21 protein-coding genes are annotated in these 19,027 nt (G+C 69.3%); 5 read left to right on the forward strand and 16 right to left on the reverse strand.

Features of this window, described 5'->3' with window-relative positions:
• Nucleotides 1-24: 24 nt before the first annotated feature.
• Nucleotides 25-1,473, forward strand: a complete 1,449-nt coding sequence (locus tag AB0J62_RS05385) for a hypothetical protein (RefSeq protein WP_363864677.1) — start codon at nucleotides 25-27, stop codon at nucleotides 1,471-1,473.
• A 68-nt stretch (nucleotides 1,474-1,541) separates the two neighbouring features.
• A complete protein-coding gene (locus AB0J62_RS05390; RefSeq protein WP_363864679.1) occupies nucleotides 1,542-2,450 on the forward strand; it encodes a TIGR03086 family metal-binding protein in 909 nt (302 codons plus the stop codon).
• Here AB0J62_RS05390 and AB0J62_RS05395 read toward each other — a convergent pair.
• From AB0J62_RS05395 to groES, 10 genes are all read right to left on the reverse strand, one after another.
• The gene (locus AB0J62_RS05395) at nucleotides 2,447-2,845 is read right to left on the reverse strand and encodes a hypothetical protein (RefSeq protein ID WP_363864681.1); all 399 of its coding nucleotides are present in this window, start codon (nucleotides 2,843-2,845) and stop codon (nucleotides 2,447-2,449) included. The two genes, AB0J62_RS05390 and AB0J62_RS05395, sit on opposite strands and share 4 nt — an antisense overlap.
• A 51-nt stretch (nucleotides 2,846-2,896) precedes the next feature.
• Nucleotides 2,897-3,610 carry an alpha/beta fold hydrolase gene (locus AB0J62_RS05400; protein WP_363864683.1) on the reverse strand — a complete coding sequence of 238 codons (714 nt, stop codon included), beginning with the start codon at nucleotides 3,608-3,610 and terminating at the stop codon, nucleotides 2,897-2,899.
• The gene (locus AB0J62_RS05405; RefSeq protein WP_134107321.1) at nucleotides 3,607-4,713 is read right to left on the reverse strand and encodes a GuaB3 family IMP dehydrogenase-related protein; all 1,107 of its coding nucleotides are present in this window, start codon (nucleotides 4,711-4,713) and stop codon (nucleotides 3,607-3,609) included. Before AB0J62_RS05405 ends, AB0J62_RS05400 begins: the two co-directional genes overlap by 4 nt.
• Before the next feature lie 28 nt (nucleotides 4,714-4,741).
• Nucleotides 4,742-6,253 carry an IMP dehydrogenase gene (gene guaB, locus AB0J62_RS05410; protein WP_363864686.1) on the reverse strand — a complete coding sequence of 504 codons (1,512 nt, stop codon included), beginning with the start codon at nucleotides 6,251-6,253 and terminating at the stop codon, nucleotides 4,742-4,744.
• A 143-nt stretch (nucleotides 6,254-6,396) separates the two neighbouring features.
• Nucleotides 6,397-7,818 carry a hypothetical protein gene (locus tag AB0J62_RS05415; protein ID WP_363864688.1) on the reverse strand — a complete coding sequence of 474 codons (1,422 nt, stop codon included), beginning with the start codon at nucleotides 7,816-7,818 and terminating at the stop codon, nucleotides 6,397-6,399.
• Complete coding sequence (gene shbA / locus AB0J62_RS05420; RefSeq protein ID WP_134107313.1) at nucleotides 7,811-8,434, reverse strand: RNA polymerase sigma factor ShbA; 624 nt, start codon at nucleotides 8,432-8,434, stop codon at nucleotides 7,811-7,813. The genes AB0J62_RS05415 and shbA overlap by 8 nt, the downstream gene beginning before the upstream one ends.
• A 100-nt stretch (nucleotides 8,435-8,534) precedes the next feature.
• Nucleotides 8,535-9,083 carry a TetR/AcrR family transcriptional regulator gene (locus AB0J62_RS05425; protein ID WP_363864691.1) on the reverse strand — a complete coding sequence of 183 codons (549 nt, stop codon included), beginning with the start codon at nucleotides 9,081-9,083 and terminating at the stop codon, nucleotides 8,535-8,537.
• Between the two features lie 13 nt (nucleotides 9,084-9,096).
• Nucleotides 9,097-9,546 carry a GNAT family N-acetyltransferase gene (locus tag AB0J62_RS05430; protein WP_363864693.1) on the reverse strand — a complete coding sequence of 150 codons (450 nt, stop codon included), beginning with the start codon at nucleotides 9,544-9,546 and terminating at the stop codon, nucleotides 9,097-9,099.
• A gap of 72 nt (nucleotides 9,547-9,618) precedes the next feature.
• Entirely contained in the window at nucleotides 9,619-11,238 is a 1,620-nt protein-coding gene (groL, locus tag AB0J62_RS05435; RefSeq protein ID WP_363864695.1) for a chaperonin GroEL, read from the reverse strand.
• A gap of 161 nt (nucleotides 11,239-11,399) precedes the next feature.
• The gene (gene groES, locus AB0J62_RS05440) at nucleotides 11,400-11,696 is read right to left on the reverse strand and encodes a co-chaperone GroES (RefSeq protein ID WP_133782216.1); all 297 of its coding nucleotides are present in this window, start codon (nucleotides 11,694-11,696) and stop codon (nucleotides 11,400-11,402) included.
• Nucleotides 11,697-11,963: 267 nt separating this feature from the next.
• Here groES and AB0J62_RS05445 point away from each other — a divergent pair, with 267 nt between their 5' ends.
• The 3 genes from AB0J62_RS05445 to AB0J62_RS05455 are packed head-to-tail and all read left to right on the forward strand — an operon-like array spanning nucleotide 11,964 to nucleotide 14,539.
• Nucleotides 11,964-12,560: a peptidoglycan-binding domain-containing protein gene (locus tag AB0J62_RS05445; RefSeq protein ID WP_363864697.1), complete on the forward strand. Its 597-nt coding sequence runs from the start codon at nucleotides 11,964-11,966 to the stop codon at nucleotides 12,558-12,560.
• A 9-nt stretch (nucleotides 12,561-12,569) separates the two neighbouring features.
• Nucleotides 12,570-13,730, forward strand: coding sequence for a methyltransferase domain-containing protein (locus tag AB0J62_RS05450; RefSeq protein WP_363864699.1), 1,161 nt, complete (start codon nucleotides 12,570-12,572; stop codon nucleotides 13,728-13,730).
• Between the two features lie 11 nt (nucleotides 13,731-13,741).
• Nucleotides 13,742-14,539, forward strand: coding sequence for a helix-turn-helix transcriptional regulator (locus AB0J62_RS05455; RefSeq protein ID WP_363864701.1), 798 nt, complete (start codon nucleotides 13,742-13,744; stop codon nucleotides 14,537-14,539).
• A gap of 184 nt (nucleotides 14,540-14,723) precedes the next feature.
• Here AB0J62_RS05455 and AB0J62_RS05460 read toward each other — a convergent pair whose 3' ends face one another.
• The 6 genes from AB0J62_RS05460 to tsaE are packed head-to-tail and all read right to left on the reverse strand — an operon-like array spanning nucleotide 14,724 to nucleotide 18,952.
• Nucleotides 14,724-15,437, reverse strand: coding sequence for an alpha/beta hydrolase (locus AB0J62_RS05460; protein ID WP_363864704.1), 714 nt, complete (start codon nucleotides 15,435-15,437; stop codon nucleotides 14,724-14,726).
• Nucleotides 15,434-15,880: a GNAT family N-acetyltransferase gene (locus AB0J62_RS05465; protein ID WP_363864706.1), complete on the reverse strand. Its 447-nt coding sequence runs from the start codon at nucleotides 15,878-15,880 to the stop codon at nucleotides 15,434-15,436. Before AB0J62_RS05465 ends, AB0J62_RS05460 begins: the two co-directional genes overlap by 4 nt.
• The gene (tsaD, locus tag AB0J62_RS05470) at nucleotides 15,877-16,926 is read right to left on the reverse strand and encodes a tRNA (adenosine(37)-N6)-threonylcarbamoyltransferase complex transferase subunit TsaD (protein ID WP_137258724.1); all 1,050 of its coding nucleotides are present in this window, start codon (nucleotides 16,924-16,926) and stop codon (nucleotides 15,877-15,879) included. Before tsaD ends, AB0J62_RS05465 begins: the two co-directional genes overlap by 4 nt.
• Complete coding sequence (locus AB0J62_RS05475; RefSeq protein ID WP_363864708.1) at nucleotides 16,919-17,368, reverse strand: GNAT family N-acetyltransferase; 450 nt, start codon at nucleotides 17,366-17,368, stop codon at nucleotides 16,919-16,921. The genes tsaD and AB0J62_RS05475 overlap by 8 nt, the downstream gene beginning before the upstream one ends.
• Complete coding sequence (gene tsaB, locus AB0J62_RS05480) at nucleotides 17,365-18,024, reverse strand: tRNA (adenosine(37)-N6)-threonylcarbamoyltransferase complex dimerization subunit type 1 TsaB (protein WP_363864710.1); 660 nt, start codon at nucleotides 18,022-18,024, stop codon at nucleotides 17,365-17,367. The genes AB0J62_RS05475 and tsaB overlap by 4 nt, the downstream gene beginning before the upstream one ends.
• Nucleotide 18,025: 1 nt before the next feature.
• Nucleotides 18,026-18,952 (reverse strand): tRNA (adenosine(37)-N6)-threonylcarbamoyltransferase complex ATPase subunit type 1 TsaE, encoded by a 927-nt coding sequence (tsaE, locus tag AB0J62_RS05485; RefSeq protein ID WP_363864713.1) that lies wholly within the window; start codon nucleotides 18,950-18,952, stop codon nucleotides 18,026-18,028.
• Nucleotides 18,953-19,027 lie beyond the last annotated feature (75 nt).

Here is a 19,027-nt window from a genome sequence, read left to right on the forward strand (position 1 = left end):
CCTGCGAAGGGGTGGAACGTCAAGATGGTGGACAGCGGGGGGCTCTGGACGCCTCCTGAGGACGAGCTCGGCGAGGCGCTGCAGACAGCCCAAGTGCTGATCGAGGAGGGGCGCGCCGACGAGGCCGGGCCGTACCAGCAGCGGGTCATCGAGCTGGCCCGGGAGCGGGCCGAAGGGTCCCCGAACCACTACGAGGCCAAGCACCTGATGGCCGCGACCCAGTACGAGCTGGCCGGCTCACTGAACGCGTCGGGCCGCCACGAAGAGGCACTGGCCGCGCTGCACGAGGCCCAACTCGGCTACACCGAGCTGCAGGACGCCGGCGTACTCGATGCCACCAGCTTCCTCGCCGACATCCGCGCCCGGCGCGCCATGACGCAGGCGCATCGCGGTCACGGAGCGACCGCCGTACTGGAGATGGACGGCGCGGTGATCGCCTACGGCCAGCTGGTCGGCGGTGCGGACGGGCTCAAGCACCAGCCTGACTTCGCCCGGGTGCTCGCGATGAACGCCCTGATCCTGCGACGGTACGGCGACCCCGCGCTGGCGGTTGCCTCCGCGGACGCAGCGACCCAGTTGTTCCTGCAGCTAGCGGACCAGATCAACGAGAGCCCGCAGTCCCTGTCGTACGCGCGCTATCTGTGTACGGCGACCGCGGTGTCGGCGGATGTCCACGCGGCCGAAGGGCGGCTGGACCTCGCGCTCGAGGCGGACGAGATCGGGCTGACGACGGCCGACACGCTCGCCGACTCGGACTCGGCGACCGACATGCGCACGCTGGTCGCCGCCCTGGTCAGGAAGGGCAAGCACCTCGGCATCGTCGGCCGGCTCGAGGGCGAGGCCTGCCTGCGTACAGCGTACGACACCGACGGCGAGACGGCGGTCCGGGTAGTCGAGGAGCTGGACCGCGGGCTGCCGCTGACACTGGTCGCGGCGTTGGAGAACGCTGAGATCAAGCTCGGGCCGTTCGAGCAGTACCACCGGCTGCTTGCGTTGAGTGAGCCCGCGCCGGGGATGACGCTGGCGACGGTGTCGGGCCGGACCGACCCGGAGTCCGCCGCCGTCCGTGCGACCGAATTGGCCGAGCTGGTTCGGCCACTGCTGATGCAGGATGCCGAAGCCGGATTGACGCTGGGGCTGGAGGCGCACTACTTGTTCGCGATCTCGTCGGAGCGTGAGTCGCACCGGATGCGATACGAGACCAGCACGTACGTGCCGATCTGGGCACAGCTCCTGCTCGACATCTCGGAGGCGTACTACCAGGCCGGCCGGACCGAGATGGCGCTCGACCTGGGCGGCTGGTGCGCCGAGGTCGCGACCGCGCTGATTCCGTTCACCGACGACAACCCGACCATGAAGGACCTCGCCGGGTCCTGCTACCGGCACCACGGCGACCTGCTCGCGGCCGCCGGCGACCTGACCGCGTCCCACCACGCCCACGAGGCGGCGCAGCAACTCCAGCTCGGCCGCTAGGTAACCCTGGGGTAATTGACCCGGCCCCCACGCAGGCGGACGCTGACGCTTGGGAGGGGGTGCGGGAGATGGATGTCGTAGAGCTGCACAACCGCACGGTCAGGAATTTCGCGGAGCTGGTCGCGGACGTCGCGGACAACCAGTGGACGGAGCCGACGCCGTGCTCGGACTGGGACGTCCGGGCGCTGGTGAACCACGTGGTCGGCGAGGAGCGCTGGGCGGTACCGCTGATGGAGGGCAGGACGATCGCCGACGTCGGGGACTCGTTGGACGGCGACCTGCTAGGGGAGGATCCCGCCGGTGCGGCGTCGTCCGCGGCCCGGGAGGCGGAGGCCGCGGCAGGGCTGCCGATCGACAAGGTGCACCTGTCGTACGGCGACGAGGACCCGGGCGAGTACCTGCACCAACTCGCCGCCGATCACCTGATCCACGGGTGGGACCTGGCGGTGGCGATCGGCGCTCGACCACGTCTCGACGCGGATCTGGTCGACGAGATCACGCCGTGGTTCGCCGAGCGCGAGCAGATCTACCGGTCAGCTGGTGCAGTCGGTGCGCACCTGGAAGGCTTCACGGCTCCGGCCGACGAACTGCTGGCAGCCTTCGGCCGCGATCCGCGATGGACCCCGGCGCTCGAGGTGATCGAACGGTTCGGGAGCGCGTTCGACGCGGGCGATCTGGACAAGGCGATGTCGCTGGTCACCGACGACATCGTGTTCGAGTCCACCTCGCCGGCCCCGGACGGCACCCGTCTGGAAGGCACCGATGCAGTACGGGCGGAGTGGGCGCGGCTTTTCGCAGACACCGACGACCCACACTTCGAGACCGAGGAGACGGTGGTGCTCGGTGAGCGGGCCGTCGTGCGGTGGCGGTACTCGTGGCGTGATGCGTCCGGCGATCGCGGGCACGTCCGCGGGGTCGACGTACTGCGGCTGCGCGACGGGAAGATCGCCGAGAAGCTGTCGTATGTGAAGGGTTAGTCCTGCGCGTCGGCGCGGAGGGCGCCGACGAACAGGCCGGCCTCTTCGTCGGTCATGCCGGTCTCGGAGACGACCAGGGCAGTGGCCTGGTGCAGCTCACCCGCGGCCTTGAGGGCGCGGGTGCGCTCGGCCAGGTTCGTCCCCGGGCGGCGCACGAGCGGCGTGCCGGTGGTCGGCGGCACGTAGCGGCCGAGGCGGATGTCGTCGACGAGTTCTTTGGACTGCTTGAGGTCCAGTCCGGTGCGATCGCGGATCAGCTTGACCGCGTGCACTGCCTTCTTCGTCGTGATCAGGAAGCGCACCTGATCCACGTCATCGGGAGACAATCGGCCCCGCGCTGCGGCGAGGGCAACATTGTCCGTGTCCTGGCTGCTCCGTCGGCTGAAAAGTCCCATGCCGCAATCCTTCCAGAACCCTCCAAGCTGTGGGGACTCGTAGCATTTCGCTCACCCTGCGAGCAGATTGCGGATCTCGTCCCAGGCACGCGCGCCGAGCTCGCGATCGGCCGCCTCGGTGCCGCCGCGCGCCATCCGCTGACCGGCCGACTTCGGCTCCTCCCCCGGCAGCACCGGGCGATGACCCGCCTCCGGGCTGACCAGGAGACGGGTCGGACGCTCACCTCGCCGGCGGACGATCTCCTCCGCGAACTCCACAGCCGGCCACACCTTGTCGTCGCCACCGGCGATCAGCAGTACGTCGCGGATGCGCTCGACCGGGATCCGTGCCTCTTCCGCCGCGCTGAGCAGACTTCGGCGGTACAGACCGGTGTAGCTCGGCGGGTCGTCCTCCGCCTTCCAATCCTGGTCGAACGGAACGAATGGCAACGGCTCGCCCCGCCAGGTCCACGCCGAGCGTTGCGTTCCGTCCTCGAGGACCCGGCCCCAGACGTAGGCGCTCGGGGCGAACGCGACCACCGAGTCCACCCGCTCGTCGAGCGCACCCAGCAGCAGTGCAGCCTCGGCACCCCACGAGCTGCCCATCACGACCAGCCGGTCGTTGCGAGCCGCTAACTCGTCCAATGGGAACGACTCCAGCGGCACCTCGTGCGTAACGGTCCATCGCGGCGCGAGTACGTCGTACCCCTCCCCCTCGAGCAGGCGGGCACGCTGGACGTCCGGCGTACCACTCGAACCGTGCAGGAGCAGTAGGCCGGTGCTCAACCTACGACGACCTCGACCCGCTGGAACTCCTTGAGCTCCGTGTAGCCGGTGGTCGCCATCGCGCGCTTGAGGGCGCCGACCAGGTTCATCGTGCCGTCCGGGACCCAGGAGGGGCCGAACAGGATCTGCTCCATCGTGCCGGTGACGCCGACCTCGACCCGCTCACCGCGCGGGAGGTCCTGGTGCCAGGCCTCGGCGCCCCAGTGGTATCCGCCACCGGGGGCATCGCTGGCCCGCGCCAGCGGCGAACCGACCATCACCGCGTCGGCACCGCAGGCGATCGCCTTTGCCACGTCGCCGGACCGCCCGACCGAGCCGTCCGCTATGACATGCACATACCGCCCGCCGGACTCGTCCATGTAGTCCCGCCGCGCCGCCGCCACGTCAGCGACCGCCGATGCCATCGGCACCGCAACGCCGAGCACCTTGCGCGTCGTGTGCGCCGCGCCGCCGCCGAAGCCGACGAGCACGCCGGCGGCACCGGTCCGCATCAGGTGCAACGCAGCCTGGTGCGTCGCACAGCCGCCGACGATCACCGGCACGTCGAGGTCGTAGATGAACTGCTTGAGGTTGAGCGGCTCCGCCTGCCCGGACACGTGTTCGGCGGACACCGTCGTACCGCGGATGACGAACAGGTCGACGCCCGCGTCGACGACGTGCTTGGCGAACTGCTTGGTCCGCTGCGGCGACAGCGCGCCGGCGACGGTCACGCCGGAGTCGCGGATCTCCTGCACCCGCTGGGAGAGCAGCTCGGGCTTGATCGGCGCCGCGTAGATCTCCTGCAGCCGGTGCGTGGCCTGCTTCTGATCGAGGCTGGTGATCTCCTCGAGCAGGCTGGTCGGGTCCTCGTACCGCGTCCAGAGACCTTCGAGGTTCAGTACGCCGAGGCCGCCGGCCTTGCCGATCGCGATCGCGGTGGCCGGGGACATCACCGAGTCCATCGGCGCGGCCAGGATCGGCAGCTCGAACCGGTACGCGTCGATCTGCCAGGCGACCGAGACCTCCTCGGGGTCCCGCGTCCGGCGCGAGGGCACGATCGCGATGTCGTCGAACGCGTACGCCTGCCGCCCACGCTTGGCGCGGCCGATCTCGATCTCGGTCATCTGGTGTGTCCTAACGGGTTGCAGGCGGTCAGCGGCCGGAGTAGTTCGGAGCCTCGACCGTCATCTGGATGTCGTGCGGGTGGGACTCCTGGAGGCCGGCGGAGGTGATGCGGACGAAGCGGCCCTTGTCCTGGAGCTCCGGGACGGTGCGGGCGCCGGTGTACCACATCGACTGGCGCAGGCCGCCGATCAGCTGGTGCGCGACCGCCGACAGCGGGCCCCGGTACGGCACCTGACCCTCGACGCCCTCGGCGATCAGCTTCTCGTCGGAGCCGCCGTCGTGCTGGAAATAACGGTCCTTCGAGTACGACTTGCGCAGTCCGCCGGACTGCATCGCGCCGAGCGAACCCATCCCGCGGTACGCCTTGAACTGCTTGCCGTTGATGAACACCAGGTCGCCCGGCGACTCCTCGCAGCCGGCCAGCAGCGAGCCCAGCATGACCGTGTCCGCGCCGGCGACGAGCGCCTTGGCGATGTCACCGGAGTACTGCAGGCCGCCGTCGCCGATGACCGGGACGCCGGCCGGCTTGCAGGCCAGCGAGGCCTCGTAGATCGCGGTGACCTGCGGCACGCCGACGCCGGACACGACCCGCGTCGTACAGATGGAGCCCGGGCCGACGCCGACCTTCACGCCGTCGGCGCCCGCGTCGACCAGCGCCTGGGCGCCCTCGCGGGTGCCGACGTTGCCACCGACGATGTCCACGCCGCGGGTCGCCGGGTCGGCCTTGAGCTTGCGGATGATCTCGAGCTGCGCCTGGGAGTGACCGTGCGCGGTGTCCACGACGAGCACGTCCACACCGGCCTCGACCAGGGACATGGCCCGCTTGTACGCCTCGCCGAAGAAGCCGATCGCGGCGCCGACCATCAGCCGGCCGCTGGCGTCCTTGGTGGACAGCGGGAACTTGTCCCGCTTGACGAAGTCCTTGAGCGTGATCAGGCCGGTCAGCTTGCCGGCGTCGTCGACCAGCGGCAGCTTCTCGACCTTGTGCTTGCTCAGCAGCGCCATCGCGTCGTCGGCCGAGATCCCCTGCTTGCCGGTGATCAGCGGCTGCTTGGTCATCACCTCCCGCACCGGGCGGGACAGATCGTTCTCGAAGCGCATGTCGCGGTTCGTCACGATGCCGACCAGCACGCCGGCGTCGTCCACGACGGGCACACCTGAGATCCGGTACTGCCCGCAGAGGGCGTCGGCCTCGCCGATGCTGGCGTCCGGACCGATCGTGATCGGCTGCGCGATCATGCCGGACTCGGAGCGCTTGACCAGGTCGACCTGCTGCGACTGGTCCTCGATCGAGAGATTGCGGTGGAGGACGCCCAGACCGCCCTGGCGGGCCATCGCGATCGCCATCCGGGCCTCGGTGACGGTGTCCATCGCGCTCGACACCAGCGGGATGTTCACCCAGACATTGCGGCTCACCCGGGACCGGGTGACTGTCTCGGACGGGATGACGTCGGACTCGTTCGGCTGCAGCAAGACGTCGTCGAAGGTGAGGCCGAGGACGGCGAACTTGTCGGGAACTCCAGCGGGTGTGATGTCCATGGGTAAAACAAGCACCTTTACACGGCGAGAACGGGACCCCATCCTATCCGCGCGCCCGCCGACCCCCGAATCGGCCGTCCACAGCACTCCGTCCACAGCACTCCGCCCGCCGCGGCTGCGCGGCGGGCGGAGTGGGTGGTCGGCTACTTGTTGACCGGCGCGTTGACGATCTGCAGGATCGCCAGGACGTCCGCGTCGGCGGTGGACCCGTGGGTCCGCTCGATCGCCGCGTGCTTGCCCTCGGGGTACAGCCCGGTCGAGTGCTTGCCCTTCGGGTAGGCCTTGCGGACCGAGCCCGTGGTGACCGTCCCGCTCGAGTGCTTCCCGGCCGCCTTCTTGGCCGACGCGGTCTTCTTCGCGGTCGCCTTCGTCACCGTCGGCGGCTTGCCTGCCACCTGCGAGTCGCCGAAGAACTGCTCCGCGCTCTCGATCGTGATCGGCCCGCCGGTCGGCGTCGGCAGGATCGGGCTCAGGATGTCCCCGACGATGCTCGCCGGATCCTTGCCGCCCGGAACCTGGGTGACCTCGTCGCTCGGCTTCTCGTCGCCACCCGGCGTGGACGTGTCCGAGCCGCTGGTGTCGCTCGAACCGGTCCCCTGCGTCCCGGAGCCACCGGTGCCACCGGTGCCACCGGTGCCATCCGTCGTCTGGCCGTTGTCTCCGGTAGGCGTGCTGGTCGGCGCACCCGTCGGGTCGCCGGCCACCGTGTTGTCGCCCGTACCGGTGTCGTTCGGCGGCGGCGTGGTCGTGTCGGTCGGCGTCGACGGCGGGTCGGTCGGCGTACTGGTCGGCGTGTCCGTCGGTGTGGACGGAGGCGGCGTCGTCGTGGTCGTCGTGCCGTCCGTGCCGTCGCCACCGGTGGTGTCCGTCGGCGGATCCGTCTTCGTGTCGCTCGGCTTGTCGACGTTGACGTCGTCCGGGTCGTCCGTCTTCGTCGAGGTCGGCGGCGGGATCGTTGGCTTCTCGAGGACCACCAGCGGCTTCTCCGTCGGCAGCACGGCCACCGGCGGCCGCAGGTCGTCCTTCACCGCCGCCGGATCATTGATCAGTGAGCCGTCCTTGCCAGCTGCCTGGGCGGCGCGCTCGGCCTGGGCCTGCTGCTTGTAGTCCTTGCCGACCTTGACGATCTTGGTCTTGTCCATCACCGGCAGACCGTCGAGGTCTTCCTTCGGGAAGCTGGTCTGCGGACGGACCGCGTCGACCATCTTCTCGATGACCTTCTCGTACGGCGAGAGCGGGTCGCCGTTGACGGCTGCTGCCACCCCGGAGACCGACAATGCGGCGACCGCGGCCACCCCGAGAGCCAGACCGCGCGTCGCCATCTTGCGGGCGAACGGGTCGGTGATCGGGTTGAGCGCGGCGCAACGCGCCAGGAAGCTCTCCGGATCGTCGATGGTCTCCACCGGGAGCTCGTCCTCGACCTCAACCGCCAGCCGTAGACCGGCCAGAAGCTGAACGGCCGCGTCGTGCTCGCCCGCCACACGGGCGGACTCCCCACCGGCGGCGAGCAGATCGAGCAGCGCGTCATCGGCCTCGATCGCGTCCAGATCAAAACGGTCAGCCATGATGCTCCTCCCCTGCTCTTCCTCGTTCCAGCTGTGCTTCATGCCCCACAAACCCCCTGAGCGTGTTCAACGCCCGATGTTGTGCGACCCTCACCGCCCCCGGTGTCATCCCCAGTGCCCGGCCGGTCTCCTCGGCTGACATCCCCGCTACCACCCGGAGCCGCAGGATCTCCCGCAGCTTCTCCGGCAACTTGTCCAGCAGCCCCATGATGTGCTGGACCTCTGACTGCCGGACCGCGCGCTCCTCCGGCGTCGGTGACTCGTCCGCGCCGTCCGGCAGGTCCGGCGTCGAGACGTCGGCAACCGCGAACGCACGCTGGGCATCGGCGACCTTGCGGGCCGCGATGCCGTAGACGAAAGCCTCGAAAGGCCGCCCCTCGTCGCGGTAGCGGCTCAGCGCGCCGAAGACCGCGACACAAACCTCTTGTGCGACGTCGTCGACCATGTCGGCGCCGCCGGGATAGGTCCACAGACGGGACCGTACGTATCGGTGCGCCACAGCGCGCACTCTGGTGAGCAGGTCGTTGAGAGCTGTTCGGTCCCCGTCGCCGGCCAGCGCGGCAAGATCCCTAAGCTCGACCCGGTCGTGGGTGTCAGGTACTCGGACCTCTGTCACCCCTCGCCCCCTCGTGTTCAGACCGGTTCAGCCTGAAAGATGGTACGGCGCTCAACTCTTCTTGCCTAGTGGCAATTCGTGGTCACTACCGGCCACTTGATCACGATCTGTCACTACTCACGAGTTCACTGATCTCGCTCTCAACCAGCCGGGACGGATCCACGTCCATACCCGCGAAATGCCCTGCCACTTCAAGCGACAGGACACCGTGAACGCGGGTCCAAAACGAGACTGCCCGGTCCGGTCCGACGGCCTCGACCAGCACGGCCATGATCTCGTCGGAGATCGCCCTGGTGTCGTCCGGCGGGTGGTAGCCAGGCACGGGCGTCCCGTAGATCAGCAGGTACCGCTGCGGGTCGGCGAGCGCCCAGTTGCGGATGACCTGAGCCAGTGCGACCGCGTCCGCCCCTCCGTCGTACGCCGAGCTGACCGTGTCGGCGAGGCTGCGGTACGCGTCGCGGATCAGGGCGGTGACGAGATCGTCGCGGTTCGCGAAGTACCGGTAGAGCGCCGGCCCGCTGACGCCCATCTGCTTGGCGATCGCGTTCAGGGACAGGGCGGAGACCCCTGCCTCGGCGATCTGCAGCCAGGCGTGCTGCTTCACCTCCTCGCGCACCTGAGCGCGATACCGCTCCCGTGGCCCGGCCATCAGTGAGAGCCTCTCACGTCGGGGCGGTGAACCGGATCAGCTCGGTCGCGTGGGCGCCGCCCCAGTCAATAGGAGTACGGCCGGTCTCCCGCCAGCCGGCGTTGCGGTAAAGGTGCACTGCTGCGCCGCGGTTGTCCACCACCTCGAGGGCGAGCTCGCGGTTGGCTGCGCCCGCAGCGGTGACGCAGCGCTGGAGGAGCTGGCGGCCGATGCCGCGGCCGGTTGCCTTCGGATCGACGAACAGGCGCTCGACCTCGGCGCCCGCCCCGGCGGCGGTGAGGACGACGTGCCCGACGACCTGTTCGGCGTCGACCGCTACCCAGATGCCGACGGCATCCTTCGGGGTCAACCACGCTGCTGGGTCCGCGGGCCAGTTGATCGGGTAGCCGGCTCGCTCGTGGACCTCGCGCAGGATCTCGACGCACACGGGCAGGTCTTCGTCGCCACGCTCTCGAATCAGCACAGGCCACATAAAAGCACCGCCCGGCAGATGACCTGCCGGGCGGTGCTGGGGTACTACGCGTACTGCGAGGAATCAGTGACCGTGGCCGTGGCCGTGACCGGCCGCCGCGGGCTCCTCGTCCTCGGGCTTGTCGACCACCAGCGTCTCGGTGGTCAGCAGCAGCGCGGCGATCGAGCCGGCGTTGGCGAGCGCGGACCGGGTCACCTTGACCGGGTCCAGCACGCCGCTGCCGAGCAGGTCGCCGTACTCGCCGGAGGCCGCGTTGAAGCCGAAGCCCGGCTCCAGCTCGGAGACCTTGGCAACCACGACGTAGCCCTCGTAGCCGCCGTTCTCGGCGATCCAGCGCAGCGGCTCGACGACCGCCTTGCGGACGATCCGGACACCGGTGGCCTCGTCACCGTCGAGCTCGAGGTCCTTGTCCAGCACGGTGGCCGCGTGCACGAGAGCGGAGCCGCCGCCGGCGACGATGCCCTCCTCGATCGCGGCCCGGGTCGCGGACACGGCGTCCTCGATCCGGTGCTTCTTCTCCTTCAGCTCGACCTCGGTGGCCGCGCCGACCTTGATCACGCAGACGCCGCCGGCCAGCTTGGCCAGCCGCTCCTGCAGCTTCTCGCGGTCCCAGTCGGAGTCGGTGCGCTCGATCTCGGACTTGATCTGGTTGACCCGGCCCTCGATGTCCTCGGTCTTGCCGGCACCTTCGACGACGGTCGTGTTGTCCTTGGTGACCACGATGCGGCGCGCCGTACCGAGCACCTCCAGACCGACCTGGTCGAGCTTGAGGCCGACCTCCGGGGCCACGACCTGCGCGCCGGTGAGCGCGGCCAGGTCCTCCAGCATCGCCTTGCGGCGGTCACCGAAGCCCGGCGCCTTGACGGCGACCGAGGTGAAGTTGCCGCGGATCTTGTTCACCACGAGGGTGGACAGGGCCTCGGCCTCGACGTCCTCGGCGATGATCAGCAGCGTCTTGCCGGACTGCACGACCTTCTCCAGCAGCGGCAGCAGGTCCGCGATCGCGGAGATCTTGCCCTGGTGGATCAGGATGTACGGGTCCTCCAGCACCGCTTCGCCGGCCTCGGCGTCGGTGATGAAGTACGGCGAGATGTAGCCCTTGTCGAACTGCATACCCTCGGTGAACTCGAGCTCGGTTCCGAAGGTGTTCGACTCCTCGACGGTGATCACACCGTCCTTGCCGACCTTGTCGAACGCGTCCGCGATCAGCGTCCCGATCTCGGCGTCACGCGCGGAGATCGTCGCGACGTGGGCCATGTCGCCCTTGTCGTCGACCGCGCGGGCGGTGTCGACCAGCCTGGCGGAGATGGCCTCGACGGCCGCCTCGATGCCGCGCTTGAGGCCCATCGGGTTGGCGCCGGCGGCGACCGCCCGCAGGCCCTCGTGCACCAGTGCCTGCGCCAGCACCGTCGCGGTGGTGGTGCCGTCACCGGCGATGTCGTTGGTCTTGGTGGCGACCTCCTTGGTCAGCTGCGCACCAAGGTTCTCGAACGGGTCGTCCAGCTCGACCTCACGCGCGACGGTGACACCGTCGTTGGTGATGGTCGGGGCGCCCCACTTCTTGTCCAGGACGACGTAGCGGCCCTTCGGGCCCAGCGTCACCTTCACCGTGTTCGCGAGCTTGTCGACGCCGCGCTCCAGCGCGCGCCGAGCGTTCTCGTCGAACTCGAGGATCTTCGGCATGAAAAATCCAGTCCCTCTCTGAAATCGCTAGTTCGTTGCAGGCACAGACCATCGCTGTGCGGTAGGCGAACCCGCCCCACCGCCCCGGTCGGGTCCGAACCGACTCCGCCCCGGCGCCGGAGGGCACCAGGGCGGTGTCGGTCAGAAACAGCGAGCGGCCGTCACTTGCTGACGACTGCGAGGATGTCGCGGGCGCCCAGGATCAGGTAGTCCTGGCCGTCGTACTTGACCTCGGTGCCGCCGTACTTGGAGTAGATGACCTTGTCGCCGACGCTGACGTCCAGCGGGACGCGGTTGCCGTTGTCGTCGATCCGGCCCGGGCCGACGGCGAGGATCTCGCCCTCCTGCGGCTTCTCCTTGGCGGTGTCCGGGATCACCAGGCCGGACTTCGTGGTCTGCTCGGCTTCGAGCGGCGCGACGAGGACACGGTCCTCGAGCGGCTTGATCGTGACCGACACTTGCTGACCTCCACGGTCGATTTGCTTGTCTGGTTCATGGTGGTCGCGCTCCCCTGCCGTCGCGGGGGTCAAGGGCCGGACCGCTGGCACCCTCACACAGAGAGTGCCAACACCGAATCTAGGCCGCGATTAGCACTCGGTCAACTCGAGTGCCAAAGGATTCTCACCCTGAGGCAATCGGTGACCGGTAAGCGCCCGGCCACAGCCAGTGGTCAAGGACCGGGCGTTCGTGCGACCGTTGCGTCAGAACGGGTGCGAGGAGGAGCCATGGCGTTCAGAGTGCCGGCACTGCCCAAGCTGTCCCCCCGGACGATCGCACTCCTGGCCGCCGTTGCCGCGGTCGCGGTCGGAGCTGTTGCCGCCAATGCGTCGAAGCACGAGTCACCGGCCGCGGCAGCACCTGCGGCCGCTCCGGCACCGAAGGTGCCCTCCGACCAGAAGTTCTCCCACGACGCCACCGCGGCCGAACTCAAGGCGGCTGCCGCCCTGCCGCAGTGCCGGTCCGCCCGGCTCGTCCCGGTCAACCGCAGCTGGGGCATCCCGATGCCGTCGATCTATGCCAGCACCAGCACCACCTGCAACCTCATGTACGGCGACGACCCGTACCGCGGCTCCAACCGATACGGCGACCCGGACACCGCCATCCAGGTCCTCCAGCGCAACCTCAACTTCTGCTACGGCACCAAGCTGGCCGTGGACGGCATCTACGGCAGTAATACCCGCGCGGCGATCAAGACGGTCCAGCGCAAGCACCACCTGGTCGTCGACGGCATCTACGGCCCGAAGACGCGCTCGGCGATGAACTGGCGCCTCTACTCGATGGCAACGCGAAGCTGGAGCAGGAGCTGTTCCAGCCCCCTCTAGAGTTGCCGGGTGACAGTCACGGCGTTGCTCGACGGGCCGGGCGCCGAGGTGCTCGCGGCGGCGTGTGCGGAGTACAAGCCTGGTAGTGAGCTGCAGTTGGTCGAGAAGCTCCGACGCCGGTACGACGCGACGCTCGTGACTGGTGCCGTCACGCAGGCCGCACTGCGGCACCGGGCGGTCGCCAAGTTCGGTCCGGACGCTGAGCACATGTACTTCACCCCTGACGGTCTGGAGCAGTCCACACGGACCGCTGTCGGCGCCCACCGCGCCGCACGCCTTGCAGCCACCATGCCCGGCGCCAGCATGGTGGACCTCGGCTGTGGGATCGGCGGTGACCTCATCAGCGCCGCACGCGCCGGCCTCCGGGTGACTGGTGTCGAACGTGATCCCGAGACCGCAGCCACCGCCCGTGCCAACCTGGCCGCCCTCGGCCTCGCCGGTGAGGTACGCGTAGGTGAGGCCGAGTCGACCGACCTCACGCCGTACGACGTGGTGTTCGCGGACCCGGCTCGACGGGCGGACGGGCGACGGGTGTTCGATCACAACGCCTATTCGCCGCCGTGGACGTTCGTGCTGGAGTTGCTGCAGCGCACTGCCTGCGTGAAGGTGGCCCCCGGCATCCCGCACGACGCGATCCCCGCCGGTGTTGAGGCGGAGTGGATCAGCGACTCCGGCGAGGTGAAGGAGGCCGCACTGTGGTCCGGCCAACTCTCCAGCAGCACCCCGCGACGGGCGACTCTGCTGCCGAGCGAGGCGACCGTCACGGATGCACCGGACGCTGAGGTCGGCCCGGTCGGTCAGTACATCTACGAGCCGGATGGTGCGGTCGTACGAGCCGGTCTGGTCACCGCCGTCGCTGCAGCGGTCGACGGCTGGCTGCTGGATCCGCGCATCGCCTACGTCACCGCAGCGAAGCACGTCGCGACTCCGCTCGCGTCGGCGTACGAGGTGGTGGAAGAGCTGCCCTACAAGGAGAAAGCGCTGCGCTCGTGGGTTCGCAGCCAGGACATCGGGACGTTGGAGATCAAGAAACGCGGTGTGGATCTCGACCCGGCGCAGCTACGGAAGAGGCTCGCTCCGAAGGGCTCCGCGTCGGCGACGCTGATCATCACCCGGATCGGCCGGGACGCGGTCGCGTACTCCTGCCGCAGACTGGCCGACAGCCGATAGAATCCTCAGCTATGCCCGATGACGGCCAGCCGCTCCGTTCGGAACTCTTTCCGTCTGCTGGCGCGCACGAATGGGCGTCCGGCGGCACAAGCTCGGTGCAGACGCACGAAGAAGGACATCTGGTGTACGCCGCCCGCGGCGTGCTGTCCGTGCAAACCGATCGGGGTACGTCGATCGTTCCCGCCAACCGCGTCGCGTGGACGCCGGCCGGATTCACACACCAGCACCGCGCGCACGGCGAGACCGACATGCGCATCGTGTTCCTGCCGGCCGCGCTGGCCCGGCGCATCCCCGACCGCCCCGCAGTGTTCCTCGCATCCGGACTCGCCCGCGAAGTGCTGCTCGCCCTCACCAGCCGCCACCTCGACGACGCTGCCCGCGCACGACTCCAGCGGGTCCTCGTCGACGAGCTCCACGAAGCGACCGAACAACCGCTGCACCTACCGGAACCCCGCGACGATCGTCTGCGCACGATCGCTCAGCACCTCCGCGAGAACCCCGCGGACAACACCTCACTCGCCGAGCTCGGACGCCGGGCCGGCGCCGGCGCCCGGACCCTCAGCCGCCTGTTCCGCGACGAACTCGGCATGACGTACTACGAATGGCGCACGCAGCTGCGGATCTACCACGCCCTCGTCCTGCTGGCGGACGGCCACGACACGACGTACGTCGCGCATGCCTGCGGCTGGGCGAACCCGAGCGGCTTCATCGCGGCGTTCGCGGCCGTCGTCGGAACAACTCCGGGACGGCACTTGCGTTCGACGCATATTCGAACATATGATCGATCTCGCGAGCGGGTCTCCGGGTGACAAGCCGGCGGGCGAGGTGCTGCGTCCGCTGCTGCACTCACCCGGAGGCCCGCCACTAACAGTTCAACAGTGATTCACCTGGGTGCGGGAGGCTGGCGTGAGAACCGGTTGGCCGCTGACCGTTCGCCTGGGGAGCAAGCGGTGCGCGTCACCCCCGGGCCTCTGCAACCACGCCGGGTGCGCCCTATTGCGCCACGCGGAACCGTTCCTTCACCGGCAACCGGAGGCGCGCCAGCGCAATGCCGCCGATCGCCGACGCCACCTGGGCATCGACCGCCGGCAGTTGCTCGCTGCCACCCCCGGTCGGCGTCTGCCTGACGAAGTCGGCGACCAAGCGATTCCAGTCCTTCGGGCGCCGCAGCATCGCATGCCCTTCCCCCACGAGCGAATACGTCGTCACCGCCGCCCCTGCCGCCCGTAGCCGCTCGGCGTACGCCGTCGTACCGGCCGGATCGGTGACCGTGTCATCGGTGCCATGGACGAACGTGACAGGCACCCGAACCGCGACGAGCGGTTCGCCGACCGGCAGCCAGGGCGCCAGCGCGAGCACACCCGCGACCCGCGGATGATCGCCGGCGGCGACAACCGCACGCCCACCCATGGAATGCCCGATCAGCAACACCCTCGAGACCACCGCCGGCAGCTCGTCCAGCACGGACCGCAGATCGAGAGCAGCATCACCGCCGTCGTTCCACCCCCGGAAGCGGTACCGCAGGAACCCCACGGCAGCGTCCGGTGCGGCCGAACGCGCGACCGACGCGAAGGGCCACATCCGCAGGAGCGCGGGCCGCCACAGGTTCGGGTCGGCCTGTGAATGTTCCTGCCCGCCGTGCGCGAGCAGCACGAGATCGGTCGCCCCAGCCGGGTGCCGGACGAGATCGACACCCGGACTCCTCACGGCTGCGCGTACAGCTCGGTCGGGTCCTGCCGGATGGACATCATCCGCCCGGGCGGGGTCTCGGTGAAGCCGTACGAACGGTAGAGCTCATGCGCGTCGGCGGTTGCCAGCAGCACCTGCCGCAGGCCCTTCAGCTCGGGATGATCAAGCAAGGTCGACACGACGAACCGTCCTAGCCCGTGCCCGCGGTGCGATTCCAGGACAAAGACATCAGCCAGCCACGCGAACGTGGCCCGGTCCGTCACCATGCGCGCGTACGCGACCATCGCGCCGTCCGCGTCGTACACGCCGAGGTTCAGGGAGCCCGCGATCGCCTTCTCCACGATCTCGCGCGGGATCCCGGCCGCCCAGTACGACGTACTCAGGAAGCCTTGCACCACGCCGGCGTCGATGCGCTCCGCGTCGTCGTCGGCCTCGAAGCCGTCCGGCCCGGTCCACTTCACTTGTTCAGCACCTCCGTGATCGGCATCGACGAGTCAGCCGGAAGATCCAGCGGCGACGGGGCCCTCCCGGCCCGGACGAGCTCCGAGCCCAGCGCGGCGACCATCGCGCCGTTGTCGGTGCACAGGCCCGGCCGCGGCACCCGTACGGCGATCCCCGCCGCGGACGCGCGCTCCTCTGCCATCGAACGCAGTCGTGAGTTCGCCGCGACGCCGCCGCCGATCAGCAGGTGCTCGAAACCGCGGTCCTTGCACGCGTCGATCGCCTTGCGGGTCAGGACGTCGCAGACCGCCTCCTGGAAGGCCGCCGCGACATGGTTCACCGGCACGTCCTCACCGTCGCGCCGCCGCGCCTCGACCCAGCGCGCGACCGCGGTCTTCAAACCGGAGAACGAGAAGTCGAACCGGTGCCGCTCGAGATCGCGCTGCGACGTCAGCCCGCGCGGGAAGGTCACGTACAGCCGGTCTCCGCCATCACGCGCCGCCTTGTCGATGTACGGGCCACCGGGGAACGGCAGCCCGAGCACGCGTGCGACCTTGTCGAACGCCTCACCCGCCGCGTCGTCGATGGTGCTGCCCATCGGCACCACACCGTCGGTGATGTCCTCGACCGACAGCAGCGACGAGTGCCCACCGGACACCAGCATCGCGACGCAGCCCTTCGGCAGGTCACCGTGCTCCAAGGTGTCGACGGCGACATGCGCCGCCAGGTGGTTCACGCCGTACAGCGGCTTGTCGAGCGACAGCGCCAGACCCTTCGCGGCGGCGACTCCGACGAGCAGCGCGCCGGCGAGACCGGGTCCGCTGGTCACGGCGACCGCGTCGACGTCGGTCGGCTTGATGCCGGCCGTCTCGCACGCTCGCCGGATCGTCGGCACCATCGCCTCGAGATGCGCACGACTGGCCACCTCCGGTACGACGCCACCGAACCGGGCGTGCTCCTCGACACTCGACGCGATCGCGTCGGCGAGCAGCGTCTGCCCGCGCACGATCCCGACACCGGTCTCGTCGCACGACGTCTCGATCCCCAGGATCAGGGGCTCACTCATCGATCCTCCACCGCATGATCACCGCATCCTCGCCGTCACCGTAGTACCCACGCCGCCGGCTGATCTCCTCGAACCCGAAGCCCGCGTACAGGCCCCGCGCCGATTCATTGCTTAAGGCAACTTCCAGTAGAACCGTCCGCCCCGCACAACGCTCCAGGGCCGCCGTCATCAGCTGCCCGCCGATTCCGGTCCGCCGCTCGTCCGGGGCGACCGCGATCCGCAGTACCTCGACCACGTCCTCGACCACGGGCGGCAACAGCAGCACGACGTACCCGACGACAGCGCCTTCGTCCGCGACCAGGATCACCCGGTCCTCGGACAACCGCTCGAACTCGTCCGACCAGCCGACCGTACTCCAGGCCTCCGGGCCGAAGCACAGCTCGTCCAACGCGACCAGCGCAGGTTGATCGTCCGCGCGAGCCGCTCTGATCGCAGGTCTCACAGCACGCTCTTGGGCCCGGCAGACATCGTCACGTCCGGCCGGCGCAGGTACAGCGGCTCCGGAGCCACGACCTCGAGCGTCCGGGTCGCCACGCCCGTCGCGAGCACGTCGGCCGACGGGTACTCCGCGACGTCGGCATCCGCCACGCCCAGCACGTCGCCGTACAGCACTGCTCCGCGACCGATCACCGGCAGACCGGACAGCACGTGCGCGACCTCGGCCGGCTTGTCGACCGCGGGTCCCTCCAGCCGACGACGACTGCCGTCCGCAGCCGGGCCGTCGTAGAGCGCCCAGTAGATCTCCTTGCGGCGCGCATCCGTCGCGACCGCGACCGGCAACGACAACGAGGACTGCCGCGCGAGGATGTCCAGGCTGCAGACGCCGGAGACCTCGATGCCGAGAACCTCACCCATCGTCCGCGCAGTCACCAGTCCGACCCGCAACCCGGTGAACGGACCCGGACCGACGCCGACGGCAATCCCGGTCAGGTCGCGCGGTGTGATGCCCACGGATTCCAAGGCCGCCGCGATCGCAGGCGCAAGCAGCTCCCCATGGCGCAGCGCGTCCACGGTCGTCGACGAGGCAACGATCTCGCCAGTCGGCGTGGCCAGCGCGACCGTCACCGCGGCGCTCGAGGTGTCAAAGGCAAGCAACATGTCAGTTCTTCTCCAGTACAGACACCCGTACGCCGGACGCCGCCCAGCGCGAACCCACAGGCGTGATCCGCAACGCCCGCGTCTCGTCGGTGTCGTCGTCTCCGCGGGTGATCACGATCTCGATGCGGTCCTGTGCCAACGGCTCGGCGATGCCATGGCCCCATTCGACCACCGTGACCGCATCCTCCAGACTCGCGTCCAGATCCAGGTCGTCCAACTCGGCGAATCCGCCGAGCCGGTAGGCGTCAACGTGCACCAACGCGGGCCCGCCGGACAAGGAGGGATGCACCCGCGAGATGACGAAGGTCGGCGACGTGACAGCTCCCCGGACCTTCAGCCCAACGCCGAGCCCCTGGGTGAACGTCGTCTTGCCCGCGCCGAGGTCGCCCGACAGCACGAGAAGGTCGCCTGCGCGGAGCTGACCGGCCAGCTGTTCAGCGATCGCCTGCATGTCCTCGGCGGTCGGAACCGTCAGCTCGACGGGCAAGGCCTTCGCGTAGATCAAGTTGTGCGCTTGCTGGTCGACCACGGAGTACCCGCGGCGCCGCCAGAACTCCACGGTGTCCGGCAGCTCGACGCGCGCGATCAGGTTCACCCGGCTGAGCCCACGCCGTACTGCGACCTCCTCGGCGCAGCCGACCATCGCCGAGGCGACACCGCGGGCCTGGCAGCGCGGGTCGACGGAGACGCGGCGCAGGTTGAGGACGTCGCCGGTCTGCTCGAACAGCATCGCCCCCACCGGGGCGCCGTCGCTCAGCACCAGCAACCCGCCGTGCTCGGCAACGGCCGCGGCAACGGTGGTCGCGTTCTCGGACAGCGCGGTCGACGGCGGGTCAAGCACCCGCCGCGCAGAGAAGGCGTGATGAATCACGGTCACGATGTCGTCGACGTGTTCGGCTGTGGCGTCAACGACGTGCAAGTCGGTCATTGGGGTCCTAGGGGGTGTCTGATGGCTTCACGCCGTAGCGAGGAGGTGCTCGGTGCGGTGCATCGGCGTGCGGGG

Source organism: Kribbella sp. NPDC049584 (assembly GCF_040675555.1).
In the GTDB taxonomy this organism is placed as follows: domain Bacteria; phylum Actinomycetota; class Actinomycetes; order Propionibacteriales; family Kribbellaceae; genus Kribbella.